This is a genomic window from Streptomyces sp. LN549, assembly GCF_043203805.1.
Classification (GTDB): Bacteria; Actinomycetota; Actinomycetes; order Streptomycetales; family Streptomycetaceae; genus Streptomyces.
This window is the reverse complement of record NZ_JAZHRI010000002.1, coordinates 530,674-546,752: the sequence shown is the minus strand read 5'-3', so window position 1 is coordinate 546,752 and position 16,079 is coordinate 530,674. Positions and strand designations below refer to the sequence as shown.

General features: G+C 70.8%; 14 protein-coding genes. 12 read left to right on the top strand and 2 right to left on the bottom strand.

The features are described from left to right. Positions 1-2: 2 nt before the first annotated feature. Positions 3-359: a YciI family protein gene (locus SH922_RS02580; protein ID WP_393054178.1), complete on the bottom strand. Its 357-nt coding sequence runs from the start codon at positions 357-359 to the stop codon at positions 3-5. Between the two features lie 154 nt (positions 360-513). Here SH922_RS02580 and SH922_RS02575 point away from each other — a divergent pair, with 154 nt between their 5' ends. The 12 genes from SH922_RS02575 (at position 514) to SH922_RS02520 (ending at position 15,662) form a co-directional block, all read left to right on the top strand. Next, a complete protein-coding gene (locus SH922_RS02575) occupies positions 514-1,140 on the top strand; it encodes a GNAT family N-acetyltransferase (RefSeq protein ID WP_393054175.1) in 627 nt (208 codons plus the stop codon). A gap of 97 nt (positions 1,141-1,237) precedes the next feature. Continuing rightward, positions 1,238-2,110 carry an ABC transporter substrate-binding protein gene (locus SH922_RS02570; protein ID WP_393054172.1) on the top strand — a complete coding sequence of 291 codons (873 nt, stop codon included), beginning with the start codon at positions 1,238-1,240 and terminating at the stop codon, positions 2,108-2,110. 176 nt (positions 2,111-2,286) lie between these two features. Then, a complete protein-coding gene (locus tag SH922_RS02565) occupies positions 2,287-2,550 on the top strand; it encodes a type B 50S ribosomal protein L31 (RefSeq protein ID WP_393054169.1) in 264 nt (87 codons plus the stop codon). Between the two features lie 204 nt (positions 2,551-2,754). Further along, entirely contained in the window at positions 2,755-3,774 is a 1,020-nt protein-coding gene (locus SH922_RS02560) for a LacI family DNA-binding transcriptional regulator (protein WP_393054166.1), read from the top strand. 68 nt (positions 3,775-3,842) lie between these two features. Next, complete coding sequence (locus tag SH922_RS02555) at positions 3,843-5,525, top strand: ABC transporter substrate-binding protein (RefSeq protein WP_393054163.1); 1,683 nt, start codon at positions 3,843-3,845, stop codon at positions 5,523-5,525. A gap of 87 nt (positions 5,526-5,612) precedes the next feature. After that, entirely contained in the window at positions 5,613-6,590 is a 978-nt protein-coding gene (locus tag SH922_RS02550; RefSeq protein WP_393054160.1) for an ABC transporter permease, read from the top strand. Between the two features lie 23 nt (positions 6,591-6,613). Then, on the top strand, positions 6,614-7,558 hold the full coding sequence (locus tag SH922_RS02545; protein WP_393054157.1) for an ABC transporter permease: 945 nt from the start codon (positions 6,614-6,616) through the stop codon (positions 7,556-7,558). 3 nt (positions 7,559-7,561) lie between these two features. Further along, complete coding sequence (locus tag SH922_RS02540) at positions 7,562-8,554, top strand: ABC transporter ATP-binding protein (protein ID WP_393054154.1); 993 nt, start codon at positions 7,562-7,564, stop codon at positions 8,552-8,554. Next, entirely contained in the window at positions 8,551-9,579 is a 1,029-nt protein-coding gene (locus tag SH922_RS02535) for an ABC transporter ATP-binding protein (protein WP_393054152.1), read from the top strand. Before SH922_RS02540 ends, SH922_RS02535 begins: the two co-directional genes overlap by 4 nt. A gap of 2 nt (positions 9,580-9,581) precedes the next feature. After that, on the top strand, positions 9,582-11,099 hold the full coding sequence (locus tag SH922_RS02530) for a glycoside hydrolase family 32 protein (protein WP_393054149.1): 1,518 nt from the start codon (positions 9,582-9,584) through the stop codon (positions 11,097-11,099). Between the two features lie 40 nt (positions 11,100-11,139). After that, entirely contained in the window at positions 11,140-14,715 is a 3,576-nt protein-coding gene (locus SH922_RS02525; protein WP_393054146.1) for a GH32 C-terminal domain-containing protein, read from the top strand. A 14-nt stretch (positions 14,716-14,729) separates the two neighbouring features. Continuing rightward, positions 14,730-15,662, top strand: coding sequence for a carbohydrate kinase (locus SH922_RS02520; protein ID WP_393054143.1), 933 nt, complete (start codon positions 14,730-14,732; stop codon positions 15,660-15,662). A gap of 64 nt (positions 15,663-15,726) precedes the next feature. Here SH922_RS02520 and SH922_RS02515 read toward each other — a convergent pair whose 3' ends face one another. Further along, entirely contained in the window at positions 15,727-16,044 is a 318-nt protein-coding gene (locus tag SH922_RS02515; RefSeq protein WP_393054140.1) for a hypothetical protein, read from the bottom strand. Between the last annotated feature and the right edge of the window lie 35 nt (positions 16,045-16,079).

The window sequence follows — 16,079 nt, the reverse complement described above, 5'->3', positions numbered from 1 at the left end:
GCTCAGCCCTCCACTTCACCCTCGAACGCCCGGACCTCGATGGGCAGTCCGATGGCCAGCGCGGCCTTGCGACCCCAGTCCAGCCCGGCGTCCAGATCGGGCGCCTTGATGATGCTGAGCCCGCCGAGATACTCCTTGCCCTCGATGTACGGGCCGTCGGTGAGTACGGTGTCGCCGTCCTTCGCCCGCACGACGGTGGCGGTGCTCGGCGCGCTCAGTCCTCCGTCGAAGACCCAGGCCCCTGCCTCCTCGAGTTCCCGGTGAAAGCCCTCGACCCTCCGCATGATCTGTTCCAGCTCCTCGGGGGCGGGCGGAACGCCGTCGGCCGGTGTGACCACGCTGAGCAGGTAGTGCTTCATGGTGTGCCTCCTCGGGTGCGAAACCGGCGCCGTGCCGGTCTCTCACCCTCTATACGAACGCCTGCCGCCCGGATCGACATGGAACACGGCCGTGTTCGACGAAATCTTCCCCACCGCCTTGTGGGAGCGCTCCCAAAGTCGGCAGGATGAGGCGGTGACCCTGCTTCCCGGCCTACGGGCCTATCGATCCGGCGACCGTGCGGCCCTCGCCGACATCTGCGTCCGGACAGCCGACAACGGCGGTGACTCCCGGCACCTGTACCCGGACCCGGAGCTGATGCCTTCGATCTTCGCCGCGCCGTACGCCTACCTCGAACCCGACCTGGCTTTCGTCGTCGATGACGGCACGGGCCGGGCGGTCGGCTACATCCTGGGGACGGCCGACACGCCGCGCTTTGTGACGGAGTTCCGCAAGCGCTGGCTGCCCCTGGTCGAGGAACGCTACCCGCGGCCCGACGGAGCGCCGCGCAGCCCCAGCGACGAGATGGTCGGACTCCTTCACAACCCGGAGCGCATGGTCCTGCCCGAACTTGTGTCCCACCCCGCCCACTTGCACATCGACCTGCTGCCCGACTGGCAGCGCAAGGGGTACGGGAGGGAGCTGATGCGCGCCTTCCTCGCGGCCCTGGACGCCAAGGGGGTCGAGGGCGTGCACCTGTGCATGGTCACGGCCAACACCCCGGCCAGGGCGTTCTACGACCGGCTCGGCTTCGCCGAGATCGAGGTCCCGGATCCCGGCCCCGTCACCTACCTCGTCCGCTCCACGGCGGCGGACCTGTAGTCGCCGCTGTCGTGGGTGCCACGCCGTTTCGCTGGGCAGGAAGTCCGGGACGGGACCGCGACGGGGGGCGGGCAGCCAGCGGCGAGAGGCATGTGAAGTGAGGGAGCGGACCGTGTGGGAATTCTCCGACGATCGTGGACAGGTGTCGAGTGCCGGGAGGCGCCCGACGCGGGTCCTCGCCTATGTCCAGGCCGGTGCGACCTTATGGGATCACGGCATCCGCCCGAGCGGGATATTCGGTTCGGGGCACGACGACCCCGCGGCGGCGGACGCGGCGAAGACCGGATCGCTGCCCCTGACCGACGTCGCGTACGTCGGAGCCGGCGCCACGCTGGACGTGGACACGTTGCTGAGCGGTGGGCCGGACCTCGTGGTGGCCGTCAGCTACGGCGGTGGCCAGGTCTACGGGCTCGATCCGGAGACGGCCAAGCACCTGGAGGGGCACGTCCCGGTCGTCGTCATCGACGTGGGCCAGGCGCGTACCCTCGCGGAGATCGGTGACCGGTTCGCCGAGCTGGCCCGATCGCTCGGCGCCGAGGAGTCCGCGGCGGCCACACAGGAGCTGGACGCCGCCCGGGACCGGCTGCGCGCCCTTGCCGCGGGGCCGGAGCGGGCGAGGGTCCTGGCCCTCTCCCCGGCCGGCCAGGAAGAGGCGCACCTGGCCCGCCCCCGCATGTGGCCCGAACTGCGGGTGCTGGCCGAGCTCGGCGTCGGCCTCGTGGACCCCGCCGAGGGGCCCGGCGCGAACTGGTCCACGGTCGGCTGGGCGCAGGCCGCGGCGCTGCGCCCGGCCGTCGTACTCGCCGACATCCGGGCCAACGCCACCCCGCTCGACGAGCTTCGGACCAACGAGCACTGGACGTCGATCGAACGCTCCGTGCGGGTGGTGCCCTGGAACCCCGAGCCGGTGTGCAGCGCGCGGGCCCATGCGCGGTTCCTGGACCTGGTGGCCGACGCGCTGATGGCGTAGCGCCCGGCCGGCGGGCCGAGGCAGGGACCGCGTCCCACCCTCGCACCGGCCTGCCTCGTGCGCGAGGGTGGGACCGTGGCGCCGATGCCCCGTACGGACGTGTGCGATCGCGAGGGCCGCCCCGGTTGGCCAGGCTGGCCGGGAGCGTCCCGCACCCTCACACTCCAGGAGCAGGCATGCAGCAGGACAAGCATCCTTCGTACCGCCCCGTCGTCTTCCGTGACCGTTCGGCGGGCTATGCCTTTCTTACCCGGTCCACCGCGTCGAGCGAGCAGACGATCGACTGGGACGACGGCAACAGCTACCCCGTCGTCGACGTGGAGATCTCGGCCGAGAGCCACCCCTTCTTCACGGGGAAGGCGCGAGTCGTCGACTCCGAGGGGCAGGTCGCCAAATTCGAGCGCAGGTACGGCGAGGAGGGCGGCGGGGACGTCTCCTGACCCGCGCGTCGGCCCGAGTCGTGTCCCGACGCGCTTTCGAGTCCTCCGGCCCTCGCGACAAGGCCCGGGGGACTCCGCCCGTCACCCCTCTTGACACAGTTGGCCAACCCCTCGTAACTTGCGTGCAACATCCTACTAACGCGCGTTACTAAAGCGCGTAAGCAATTGGCGATCCGCTCCCGCGGGACGCAGGGGGTATTCGAAGTGGCCACGAACAAGGCGCGACGCGTGACGATGAGCGATGTCGCCCGCCATGCCGGCGTCTCGCGCACCACCGTCTCCTTCGTCCTCAACGAGCGTGCCGACGCAGGCATCCCCGAGGAGACCCGGGTCCGCATCCGGGCCTCGATAGAGACGCTCGGGTACCGGCCCAACGCCGGTGCGCGGGCGCTGGCAGCCAAGCGCAGCGAGTGGTACGGCCTGATCACCGAGATCGTCACGGCGCCCTTCGCCGTCGATGTCATCAAGGGTGCCCAGGACCGGGCCTGGGCCGAGGGGAAGTTCCTGCTCATCACGGCGGGGGACCGGGATCCGGCGATGGAGGCCGCGGCCTTCGACAAGTTGCTGGAGCAGCGCGCCGAGGGCCTGCTGTACGCCACGACCTGGCACCGCGCCGTGACCCTGCCGCCCGCCGCCCGCGAGGTGCCCGTCGTCCTGGTGAACTGTTTCGACGCGGACGGCGCCCTGCCGTCCGTCGTGCCCGACGAGGTGGCGGGCGGTCACACCGCCACCCGGCGGCTGCTCGACGCGGGGCACCGCCGGATCGGGTTCATCAACCTCGACACGGGCATTCCGGCCGCCGTCGGCAGGCGCCGGGGCTACGAACAGGCGCTGCGCGAGGCCGGGATCGACATCGACGACACCCTTGTCGTGCCCGGCCACGCCACCGCCGACGGCGGGTACGCGGCAGCCTGCGAACTGCTCGACCGCGAGGACGGCCGGCCCACGGCGCTGTTCTGTGGGAACGACCGTACGGCGATGGGCGCCTACGACGCCATCAAGGAACGCGGACTGCGGATCCCGGACGACATCGCCGTCATCGGATTCGACAACCAGGAGCTCATCGCCGCCTACCTGCGGCCCGGGCTCACCACGGTCGCCCTGCCCTTCGAGGCCATGGGGGCCGAGGGCGTCGAGATGCTCGGCGCTCTCACAGCGGGTCAGCCGCTCACCACCACACAGGTGACGGTCGACTGCCCGCTGATCGAACGCTCGTCGGTCTGACTGCGAATCAGCCCGACGGGAGTCCTCACCCGTCTTCGGCATATTGAAGAGAGAGAAGAAACCACATTATGGCACCGTCGATACGCGCCGGCCGCCTCCGGCCTGCCGCGCTCGCCGCTCCCGTCCTTGCCGCGGCCCTGCTGCTCACGGGTTGCAGCGGCACCGGAACGAACGCCGCGGGGGACACCTCCGGCCACCAGCTCCTGACGATTCCCCGCGAGGACTTCGCGACCTTCACCAGGAACTTCAACCCGTTCGCCCCCGGCCAGGTGGTGGCCCCGATGACCACCCAGGCGATCTACGAGGCGATGCTCGTCTACAACCCCGCCGACGGCAGTGCCACCCCCTGGCTCGCCACGTCCTGGAAGACTTCCGAGGACGGCAGGACCGTGACCTTCACCCTGCGCGACGGCGTCAAGTGGTCGGACGGCAAGCCGCTGACCGCCGAGGACGTCGCGTACACCTTCGGTCTGCAGAAGAAGCTGCTCGGCGGCTACGAGTACCTGCGCTCGACCGAGGCCGTGGGTGCCGACAAGGTGGTCTTCTCGCTCACCAAGCCCTACTCGCCCGGCCTGTTCGAGCTCGGCAAGCAGATCATCGTGCCCAAGCACATCTGGGAGAAGGTCAAGGACCCGGCGAAGGACACCAATCCCAGCCCGGTCGGCACCGGCCCGTACACTCAGGTCGCCAACTTCCAGAGCCAGTCCTACGAGCTCCGCAAGAACCCCTCGTACTGGCAGCCGGAGAAGCAGCGGATCGAGGGCATCCGGGTGCTCGGCTTCTCCGGGAACGACAGCGCCAACCTTGCCTTCGTCAACGGTGAGGCCGACTGGACGCAGTCGTTCATCCCCGACGTGGCGAAGAGCTTCGTGGCCAAGGACCCGAAGCACAACACGTACTGGTACCCGAAGACCGGCTCGATGGTCGACTGGGCGATGAACACCACCAAGGCGCCGTTCGACGACGTCGAGGTGCGCAAGGCTCTCAGCCGGGCAGTCGACCGCGAGAGCGTCACGAAGGTCGGCATGAACGGCTACACGCAGCCCGCCGACTGCACCGGCCTGTCCGGCGGTTACGACACATGGCGCGACAAGAAGCTCGCGGCGTCCTGCACCTGGACGAAGCACGACGCCGCTGCGGCGGCGAAGGCACTCGACGACGCCGGGTACCCGAAGGGCTCCGACGGCAAGCGGAAGCTCAAGAACGGCAAGCCGTTCGCCTTCGACCTGTCGGTCGGCTCCGCCTCCTCGGACTGGCTGTCCGTCGCCAACATCATCAAACAGAACCTCGCTGGGATCGGCGTCACGGTCACGGTGAAGTCCCCGGACTGGGCCGCGGTCGTCAGCGACTACGAGACCGGGAACTACGACACCGGGATCGTCTGGAGCGACAACGGCGCCACACCGTTCCAGTTCTACCGGACCACCATGGGCACCGAGTCCGTCGAGCCCACCGGCACCAAGACGGATCGCAACTACCACCGGTTCGGCGACAAGAAGGCCGACGCGCTCCTCGACCGGTTCGCAGCCGCATCCGACGAGGCGGGTCAACGCGCCGCCGTCGACGGACTGCAGAAGCTGTTCGACGAGAACGCACCCGTCGTGCCGCTCTTCCCCGGCCCGGAGTGGGGTGCCTACACCGACAGCCGGTTCACCGGCTGGCCCACCGAGGACAATCCGTACGCCACGCTCACCAACCGCGGCGACACCACCGTCCTCGTCCTGACGAGCCTGAAGCCCGTCAAGAACTGACCGCACTGACACCCTGCCGCTCCGGTGGCCCGCCCGCGCCGACATCCCGGGCGGGCCACCGGCCCTCATAGATTCGGAGAGGGACCAGTGCGTTACATCCTGCGCAACCTGGGCTTCTACCTGCTGGCCTTCTGGGCCTCCGTCACCCTGAACTTCATGCTGCCGCGCTTCATGCCGGGCGACCCCGTCTCCCGGATGTTCGCCCGCTCCCAAAGCCAGATGCAGCCCGAACAGATCGACCAGCTCCGCAGGCTCTTCGGCCTCGAACACCGGCCGCTGTGGCAGCAGTACATCGATTACGTCAAGGACGTCTGCACCGGGAACATGGGCATCTCGATCTCCCGTTTCCCCACCCCCGTCTCCGAGGTCATCGCCTCCCAGATCGGCTGGACGCTGCTGCTCGGCGGCACCGCCCTCGTCATCGCCGTCGTCATCGGCAACCTGCTGGGTATCCTCGCCGCCTGGCGGCGAGGCGGCGTCCTCGACTCGGTGTTCCCGCCGCTGCTCGTCTTCGCCGGCTCGTTCCCGTACTTCTGGCTTGCCATGGGCGCGCTCTACCTGTTCGGCATGACACTCGGCTGGTTCCCCATGCGGCACGCCTTCGACGTCGGCCTCAGCCCCGACTTGTCCTGGGCCTTCGTCTCCAACGCCGCCTCGCACCTCTTCCTGCCCGCGCTGACCATCGTCCTGGTGTCGGTCGGCGGCTGGATGCTCGGCATGCGCAACAGCATGATCGCCACTGTCGCCGAGGACTACATCACGATGGCCGAGGCCAAGGGCCTGAACCCGAGCCGGATCATGTTCCGGTACGCGGCACGCAACGCGATGCTCCCTTCCGTCACCAACTTCGGCATGGCGCTGGGATTCGTGGTCGGCGGCGCGCTGCTCACCGAGGTCGTCTTCGCCTACCCGGGCGTCGGCTTCCAACTGCTCGCCGCCGTTCAGGGCCTCGACTACCCGCTGATGCAGGGGATCTTCCTCACCATCACCGCCGCCGTACTGGTCGCCAACTTCCTCGTCGACCTCGTCTACGTCCGACTCGATCCGCGTGTGCGCGTCCGCTGAGCGGCCGGACAAGGAGAAGACCCATGAGTGCCCTCGACTCCCTGACGGAACCGGCCGTGCCACGGCAGGTACCGCAGGCCCCCGCTTCCCCGAAACGCCGTGACCGGGCCGGACTGCTTCGGGCCCTGCTCGCCAACCGCAAGGCGCTGTTCGGCGCCGTCGTCCTGGTGCTGTTCGTCTTGGCAGCCCTGCTGGCGCCGCTGATCGCCCCGGGCGACCCCTCGACGATCAACGGCCTGGGAGCATCGGCCCCCTCGGGCTCCCACCTGCTGGGGACGACCGCGAAGGGCCAGGACGTGCTCGCCCTGACTCTGTGGGGGGCGCGTAGCTCCCTGTTCGTCGGCTTCTGCGTCGGACTGGCCGCGACCGCGCTCGCCGTGCTCGTGGGCATGGCCGGCGCCTACTTCGGCCGCATCGTCGACGATGTGCTCTCCCTCGTCACCAACATCTTCCTGCTGGTGCCCGGCGTGCCGCTCCTCGTCATCCTCGCCGCGTTCATGCCGCCGGGCACCGCGACCGTCATCCTGGTCCTCGTCGTCACCGGCTGGGCGGGCTCCGCCCGCGTGCTGCGCGCCCAGGCGAAGTCGATCCGCGGCAAGGACTTCGTCGCCGCATCCGTCGTCACCGGCGAACGAGCCGTACGCATCATGTTCCGCGAGATCCTGCCCAACATGGCATCCGTCGTCATGACGACACTGCTGGGCTGCGTCATCTTCGGCATCGGCGCCCAGGCAGGCCTCGAATTCCTGGGCCTGGGCGACGCGTCCGTCGTCAGCTGGGGCACCAACCTCTACTGGGCCGGCAACGACGGCGCCCTGATGACCGGGGCCTGGTGGGCCTTCGTGCCCTCCGGTCTCTGCATCGCCCTCGTCGCCTTCGCCCTCGCGATGGTCAACTACGCCGTCGACGAGATCACCAACCCACGGCTGCGCGCCCGCCGCACCAAGAACCGCAACCGGAAGGGCTGAACGATGACCACGCCCTCTCACCACCCCGAGCTCGCCACGCCCGGCCCGGACCCGGTCCTCGACGTACGGAACCTGCGCGTCGAGTACGGCGGGGACGGCCGCAGCGTCGTCGGCGCCGACAACGTCTCCTTCACCATCGGCGCCGGCGAGGTCTTCGGCCTCGCCGGGGAGTCCGGCTGCGGCAAGTCGACCGTCGCCAACGCCCTGATGCGCCTGCTCAAACCGCCGGCGCGGATCACCGCCGGATCGATCACGTTCAAGGGACGCGACGTCCTCGCCATGGACCCGCGCGAGCTGCGCGCCTTCCGTTGGAGTGAGATCGCCATGGTGTTCCAGTCCGCGATGAACTCCCTCAACCCGGTCCTCACCATCGGCGAACAGATCGGCGACATCTTCACCACCCACGAACGGATGCGGAAGCGGCAGGCGCGGGAGCGCTCCGGTGAGCTGCTCGAACTGGTCGGCATCGACCCGGTCCGGCTGAAGTCCTACCCCCACCAGCTCTCCGGCGGCATGCGCCAGCGCGTCGTCATCGCCATGGCCGTGGCACTCAGGCCGGCGCTGCTCGTCATGGACGAGCCGACCACCGCACTCGACGTCGTCGTCCAGCAGGAGATCATGGCGCAGATCGGTGACCTCCAGCGCGAACTGGGCTTCTCCGTCCTGTTCATCACCCATGACATGTCGCTGATGATCGAACTCTCGCACCGGATGGGCGTGATGTACGGCGGCCGGCTCGTCGAACTCGCGCCGGCAGCCGAACTCTTCGCCGACCCGCTCCACCCCTACACCCGGGCGCTCATGAACGCCTTCCCGCCGCTCACCGGACCGCGCGTCCACCTCACCGGACTCGCCGACCTGCCGCGTACGGACTCCAACTGCGGCTTCCACGCCCACTGCCCCGACGACCGGTCGGACTGCTCCATGAACATCCCCGACCTGCGCGAGGTGGCCACCGGGCGCTTCGTCGCCCGTACCGCTGGAGGCGCGCGATGACCGCGCAGGCCACCGAGACCCGCACCCCGCTGATGAGCGTGCGCGGGCTCACCAAGGACTTCCGGATGGGCGGCCTGCTCTCCCGGGACCGCCACCGCGCCCTTGACGCCGTGGACCTCGACATCCCCCACGGGAAGATCGTCGCCCTCGTCGGCGAGTCCGGAAGCGGCAAGTCCACCCTGGCGCGCTGTCTGGCCCGGCTCGAACGGCCGACCGCGGGCCAGGTCCTGCTGGACGGCGAGGACGTGCTGAGGACGCAGCGGCGCCGGGTGTCCCGCGCCTACCGGGGCGCTGTGCAGATGGTGTTCCAGGACCCCTTCGGCTCCCTCAACCCCGTCCACCGCGTCGAGCACTTCCTGCGCCGCGCCCTGGTCGTGCACGGGCGGCCCGCCGGTGCGGACGAACTGCGCGAGCTCGTGTCCACGGTCGGCCTGACCGAGGACATGCTGGAGTCCTACCCGCACGAGCTCTCCGGCGGCCAGCGCCAGCGCGTCGCCGTCGCCCGCGCCCTCGCCGTCGACCCCCGGCTCGTCCTCGCCGACGAACCGACGTCGATGCTCGACGTGTCCGTACGCATCGGCATCCTCAACCTGATGCGGCGGCTGCGTGACGAGCGCGGCATCTCCATGCTCTACATCACCCACGACCTCGCGTCGGCCCGCTATGTCGCCGACTCCACCCAGGTCCTCTTCGCCGGTGAACTCGTCGAGGGCGGCGACTCGCTCGCCCTGATGGACCGCCCCGCCCACCCCTACACCCGGCTCCTGCTCTCCGCCGTCCCCGACCCGGAGCGCGAGCACGGATACGACCCCGTCGAGCGGGCCGCGCTGCGCGCCGCCGTGCTGACGCCCGAGTCGTGTCCCTACGAGGACGAGGGCGCGTGCAGCCGCACCCACCCCGTCCGCCACGTCATCGGCGAGGACGAGGGGCAGCCCCACTGGGTGCGCTGCCACCTCTACGCTCCCGCCACCCCCACCGCGCGCCGCGTCCTGACCGCGGCCACCCCGGAAACCGAGAACGCCTGATCATGACCCACGACCTCACCCAGGCCCGCGCCCGTCACGAGGACGCGCCGAAGGGCCTGGCCGAACGGGCCGTCCTCGACCCGCACCGGCCCCGCTTCCACTTCACCGCCCCCGGCGGCTGGCTCAACGACCCCAACGGGCTGGCCCACTGGGACGGCGTCTACCACCTCTTCTACCAGTACAACCCCCTCGCCGCCGCCCACCACCGCATCCACTGGGGCCACGCCACCAGCCGCGACCTGGTGAGCTGGACCGACGAACCCGTCGCGCTGGTCCCCGGCAGTGAGGGCCCGGACCGGGACGGCTGCTGGTCCGGCGTCCTCGTCGACGACGCCGGCACACCCACACTGGTCTACTCCGGCCGGCACGGTGAGCGCGAACTGCCCTGCGTCGCCACCGGATCGCCCGACCTGCGCAGCTGGCGCAAGGACCCGGCCAACCCCGTGATCGCCGCCCCGCCCGAGGGTGATCTCACCGCCTTCCGCGACCACTGCGTCTGGCGGGAGAACGGCACCTGGCGCCATCTCGTCGGCTCCGGCATCCGAGGCGTCGGCGGCACCGCGTTCCTGTACGAGTCCGAGGACCTGCGCGACTGGCGCTACGTCGGCCCGCTCCTCACGGGCGACGCGAGCAGCGGCACGGCCGCCGACCTCGACTGGACCGGCACCATGTGGGAGTGCGTCGACCTCTTCCGGATCGACGGCGCGGACATCCTCGCCTTCTCCGCCTGGGACGAGGGCACCACCCACTACCCGCTCTACTGGACCGGCCGGTACGAGGGCGACACCTTCACCCCGGACGCGCTCCACCGGCTTGACTACGGGCAGCGCTACTTCTACGCCCCGCAGTCCACCCGCGACGCACGCGGCCGACGTGTCATGTTCGGCTGGCTCCAGGAGGGCCGCGACAAGGACGCCATCGCCGCGGCGGGCTGGTGCGGAGTGATGTCCCTGCCGCGCGTCGTCACCCTGGGCGCGGACGGGCAGCTCGCCCAGGCACCCGTGCCGGAACTCGCCCGCCTGCGCCGCGACGCGGTGCGCACCGGCGCGTTCACCATGGCCGACGGGACACACGTGGGGCTCGACGACGTGAGCGGCGACCAGCTCGACATCGAGACGACGCTGCGCATCGCTCCCGGAGGGTCGGCGAGGCTCGTGGTGCGCGAGAGCGCGGACGGGTCGGAACGGACCGTGATCGAGGTGTCGCGCGCGGCGGACGGCATCACGGGAACGCTGAGCCTGCACCGGGAGACGAGCAGCCTCGATCCGTCCGTCGACAGTGAACCACGCTACGGAGAGCTGCCGTTGACGGGTGACGGAGCCGTGGACCTGCGAGTACTCATCGACCACTCGGCGCTGGAGATCTTCGCGAACGGACGCGCGCTGGCCGCCCGGATCTACCCGACCCGTCCCGACGCGCTCGGCGTCGGGATCCGTGCCGCCGGGATCGTCGCCGTGGAGCGGTTCGACGCCTGGCGGATGGCCGCGCTCTTCGACGGCCCCCGCCCGCTCTGGCCCTGATCGGGCCACCCCTTCCCCCACCCACTCTGAGGAGACGACCATGTCCATCTCTCGGCGTGCACTCCTGTCCTCGGCCGGCCTGACCCTGCTGGCCCCCCTCGCGGGGGCCGGCCGGGCGTCCGCCACGCCGCCGCCCGCCTCCCGGTCCGCGCTACCGGCCGGGGCCCTCACGCCGGTCCCCGACCCGCTCGGCCTCACCGGCACCTGGTCCCGCACCGACGACGGCGGACAACGCGTCGTGACGGGTGCCGACCGCAACGCCGTCGCACTCTCCGAGCAGCGCATCGAATCCGTCGCCTCCTACCAGGCCCGGATCACCGTCGACCCCGGATCGCCGTACGCCGTCGGCTCGTTGCTCGTCCGCGCCGCCGACGACGGATCCGCCGGTTACGCCGCGAGCCTGGACCCGAACCTCCGGCGCGTCCGCCTGTACGACCTGGCCACCGGCCGAGACCTCGTCCCCCCGGCCCCGGCCGCCCTCACGCCCGGGACCGGCTACCTCCTGGAAGTGGACCTGGACGGACCCGAGCTGACCGTCCTGCTCGACGGGGAGCGGCTGCTCACCGCACACGACACCGCATACGCGCACGGAGCCGCCGGACTGCACGCCTACAACGGCACGGTCGGCTTCGGCCCTCCCGGGCTGCGCACCGTCACCACCGACGCCACCGGGTGGACCACCGACGGCGGCACCTGGACCGCCACCACGCTCGGCTGGCACGCCCAGGCCCCCGACGGCGCCAACTGCCGCGCCGTGGCCGGCACCAGGGTGCACGACACCGGCTATCAGGCCGATGTCCTGATCACCGATCCGTACGCCGTCGCCGCACTGCTCCTGCGCACCGACGCCGCGGGTACGACCGGCTACGGAGTCCAGGTCGACCCCAACCGGGACCTGTTGCGGCTCTACCGGATCGACGGCGACATCACGCTCGGCACGTACAGCACCACCATCGAGGCGGGCACGGTGTACCGGCTCCGGGTCGAGGCCGACGGCCCGCGTCTCGCGGTGCACTGGCAGACCGACTTCATCACTCCGGACGGCTACGCCCCGGTCATCACGGCGGAGGACTCCGCCCACGCCGCGGGGCAGCTCGGCGTCCTGGCGTACAACGGCGCGGTCACCTTCGAGGAGATCGCCGTCCGCGGCCTCGTGACGGACCTCCAGGGCTGGTCCGCAGTGTCCGGGAGCTGGACACCCGACCTGCGCGGTCTACGCGCCGAGGGCACCGAAGCCCTGAGCGTCGCGCCGTTCCCCGGCGGAGAGCTGCTGATCAGCGCCGACATCGCACCGGCCGGGGCGTCCGGCGCGGGGCTCGTGGTGCGTGCCGACGCGGCCGGCTCGGGCGGATACGACATCCGGCTGGACGCCTCCGGCGTACGGCTCCTGGACCGGGCGGCCGGAACCGAACTCGGACGAGCCGCCCACCCTGTCCGCCCCTTCGCCGCGGGGTCCGTCTACCGGACCGAGGTCCGTGCCCTGGGCGCGGACCTCACCGTGACCGTGGACGGCGTCGACGTCCTCACCGCCCAGGTCTCCCGCACCGGCGGCAGCACCGTCGGCCTCGTCGCACACGGTGGCCCGGCCCACTTCCAGGAGGTCAGGGCCCGCACACCGCAGGCCCATTTCACCGAGCAGTACCGGCCGTCGTACCGGTACACCCAGCTCGCTTCGCGCACCAGCGACCCCAACGGACTGGTCCGCCACGAGGGCGAGTACCACCTCTTCCACCAGGACGCCGGCCAGTGGGCGCACGCAGTGTCCACCGATCTGCTGCAGTGGCGGGCACTGCCCGTCGCTCTGCCCGTCTCCGCCTTCGGACACAGCTGGTCGGGGTCGTGCGTCGCCGACACCGACGACGCCAGCGGGCTCTTCGACGGCGGTTCGGGCCTGCTCGCCTTCTACACCAGCTACCACCCGGACCGGCCCGGTGGGAACCAGTGCGTGCGCGCCGCCCTCAGCAAGGACCGGGGCCGCTCCTGGCAGTGGTACGGCACCGGGCCCGTCGTGGAGAACCCCGGCGGTCCGGACGGCGACTGGGACTTCCGCGACCCCAAGGTCGTGCGCGACGAGGAGCACGGCCAGTGGGTGATGGTCGTGTCCGGCGGTGACCACGTCCGCTTCTTCACCTCCACCGACCTGCTGCACTGGACGTACCGTTCCTCCTTCGGCTACGGGGACTGGGTGACGGGCGGCGTCTGGGAGTGCCCCGACTTCTTCCCGCTGCCCGTCGACGGAGACCCGGGCCGGGTCCGCTGGGTGCTGATGCTCTCCACCGGAGCGGTCCGTGCCACCGACGGTTCGGCCGCCGAGTACTTCCTGGGCGACTGGGACGGCACCACGTTCACCACCACCAATGAGCCCGGCACCCCACTGCGCGCCGAGGCCGGCCGCGACTACTACGCGGCCATGACCTTCTCCGGCCTGCCCGACGGCCGAAGGATTCAGTTCGGCTGGCTCAGCAACTGGGACTACGCCTTCAGTGCCCCCACCGGTGCATGGAACGGGCAGCTCGGCCTGCCGCGCGAACTCAGCCTCTCCGCCACCGGACTCGTGCAGCTCCCCGCGGCGGAGACCGGTGCTCTGCGCTCGACGAGCACCACGTTCCAGGACATCACCGTCGGCCCGGACTCGGCCAACCCACTCGCCGCCGAACGCGGGCGTGCGTACGAGATCGAGGCGGAGATCGCCCTGCCTGCGACCGGCGCCGCGACCGAATGCGGCTTCCGGCTCCGCACCGGCGACGACCGGCGGACGCTGATCGGCTACGACGTCGGCGCCGGTGCGCTCTTCGTGGACCGGGCCGCAGCCGGCGCGGCCGACTTCACAGAACACTTCGCCGGACGTACCTCCGCACCGCTGGGGCTCACCGAGTCCGGCGGCGAACGTCGCCTGCGTATCCGGCTGTTCATGGACACCTCGTCCGTCGAGGTCTTCGGCGGCGAAGGCGCTGTCACGATCAGCAGCCTGCTGTTCCCCAGGCCGTCCGATCAGGGCATGGAGTTCTACGCGACCGGGGGCACGGTCCGGATCGTCACGCTGAACCTCCACCGCCTCCGGGACGTGTTCCGGGTGACCGGCGAGGACCCGGCAACGTCCGCATCCCCGGCCGGCGGGACCTTCCGCAGCAGCGGCCTCGGTGACCTCACCGTCGTACCGGCCGGCCACTGGACCACCACCGGGGCCGGCCGCACCGGGGCGTTCGACCGGGACACCACCAGTGTCTCCGGCACCGAGTACGGCGATCTGGAACTGACCACCCTCGTGCGCTTCGGCGGCCCCGACGGGACGAGCGGCGCCGGATCGGTGTTCCTGCGCACAACGCCCGACATCGCCGATGGATACGCGGTCAACCTCGATCCGAATCTGCGGACGGTCCGGCTGATGCGCCGGGACGCCGGACAGACGACCGTACTCGCCGAAACGCCGTTGCTGATACGGACGGGAGTGACCCTGACGCTGCGGATTCTGGCCCGGGGCGGGCGCATCGAGGTATCCGTCGACGGCAGGCCGGTCGTCGACGTGACCGATACACGCTATGCACGCGGCAGGATCGGGCTCAATGTGTTCGGAGGCCGTGCCGCCTACCAGGACACCCACGTCACCGCACTCTAGGAGACCTCACCCTCATGCTCGACAGACTCGATCTGCTGGTCATCGGCGAATGCGTCGCCGACATCGTCCGGCTGCCGGGTGCGGCCGACCGAATTCACCCGGGCGGCAGCCCGGCCAACGTCGCGTACGGCCTGGCCAGGCTCGGACACGACGCGACCCTGCTCACCCAGCTCGGGCCGGACACCAACGGGCAGCTGATCCGTGACCACCTGGCCGGAGCCGGGGTCGACGTCCGCACGGACGGTTCCACCGCCCCCACCCCGTCCGCCGCAGTTACGCTGGACGGCGCGGGTCACGCCGCGTACACCTTCGAGATCACCTGGACTCTGGGCCCGGTCTCCCCGGACCGGCCGCCCGCGCACGTCCACACCGGCTCGATCGCGGCGGTCACGGAACCCGGCGCGGCCACGGTCCGCTCCGCCGTCGAATCGCTGCGGGCCGTAGCGACGGTCAGCTATGACCCCAACGTGCGGCCGGAACTGATGGGGGACCACGAGGCGGCCGTGCGCAAGGCCGAGTTCTGTGTGGCGCTCAGTGATGTGGTGAAGGCGAGCGACGAGGACCTGGAATGGCTGTACCCGGGTCAGGCCCCGGAGAAGGTCGCCGAGCGATGGCTCGCCACCGGGCCTGCCGTCGTCCTCGTCACCCGGGGCGGCGACGGAGCGTTCGCGGTTCTGCCCGACGGGCAGGTGACCGTCGGGGCGTTGCCGACCGAGGTCGTCGACACGGTGGGGGCGGGGGACGCCTTCATGTCGGGCACCCTGCACGCGCTCGCCGCCCACGGACTGCTCGGAGCGGCCGGGCGGGAAGGGCTGCGGTCGCTGGACCGGGCCACGGTGACCGATGTCCTGCGGCACGCGGCGGCAGCGGCGGCCGTGACCGTCTCCCGGGCCGGCGCCAACCCGCCCGACAGCGCGGAACTCGCCGCGGCGCTCGGCCGGATGTGAACAGGACGGTGCCACCGTCACCCCCCACGGGGACGGTGGCACCGTCGTCGGTGTCGGCTCGGAATCAGCCGACCGGCACGGCCCTGGGAAGGGCCGAGTCCACGGTGCTGCCGTGCCGGTCCTCGGCCGTCACCCGCAGGCCGAGGAAGCCGCCCTTGACGAGTGCGGTGTGCGGCGCGAGGAACCCGTGTCCACCGTCATGCAGGGGCAGGACCAGGACCTGCTTCCAGGTCGTGCCGTTGTCGGAGGTGACCCAAGCCCGCACCTTGCGCAGCCCGTCCACCGCGCCCGTGACATCTGCCTTCACGAGCAGGGGGAGACCGGCACGGGCCTGTTTCAAGTCGTTGAGCGGCGCGTCGAACGACACGTTGAGCACGCTCACCGGCGTCGCCGCCTCACCCCTGCCGCCCGGCAGAC

Coding starts and splice junctions, on each gene's coding strand:
- SH922_RS02580 (WP_393054178.1), bottom strand. CDS start 359: ATGAAGCACTACCTGCTCAGCGTGGTCACACCGGCCGACGGCGTTCCG.
- SH922_RS02565 (WP_393054169.1), top strand. CDS start 2,287: ATGCAGCAGGACAAGCATCCTTCGTACCGCCCCGTCGTCTTCCGTGAC.
- SH922_RS02555 (WP_393054163.1), top strand. CDS start 3,843: ATGGCACCGTCGATACGCGCCGGCCGCCTCCGGCCTGCCGCGCTCGCC.
- SH922_RS02545 (WP_393054157.1), top strand. CDS start 6,614: ATGAGTGCCCTCGACTCCCTGACGGAACCGGCCGTGCCACGGCAGGTA.
- SH922_RS02540 (WP_393054154.1), top strand. CDS start 7,562: ATGACCACGCCCTCTCACCACCCCGAGCTCGCCACGCCCGGCCCGGAC.
- SH922_RS02535 (WP_393054152.1), top strand. CDS start 8,551: ATGACCGCGCAGGCCACCGAGACCCGCACCCCGCTGATGAGCGTGCGC.
- SH922_RS02530 (WP_393054149.1), top strand. CDS start 9,582: ATGACCCACGACCTCACCCAGGCCCGCGCCCGTCACGAGGACGCGCCG.
- SH922_RS02525 (WP_393054146.1), top strand. CDS start 11,140: ATGTCCATCTCTCGGCGTGCACTCCTGTCCTCGGCCGGCCTGACCCTG.
- SH922_RS02520 (WP_393054143.1), top strand. CDS start 14,730: ATGCTCGACAGACTCGATCTGCTGGTCATCGGCGAATGCGTCGCCGAC.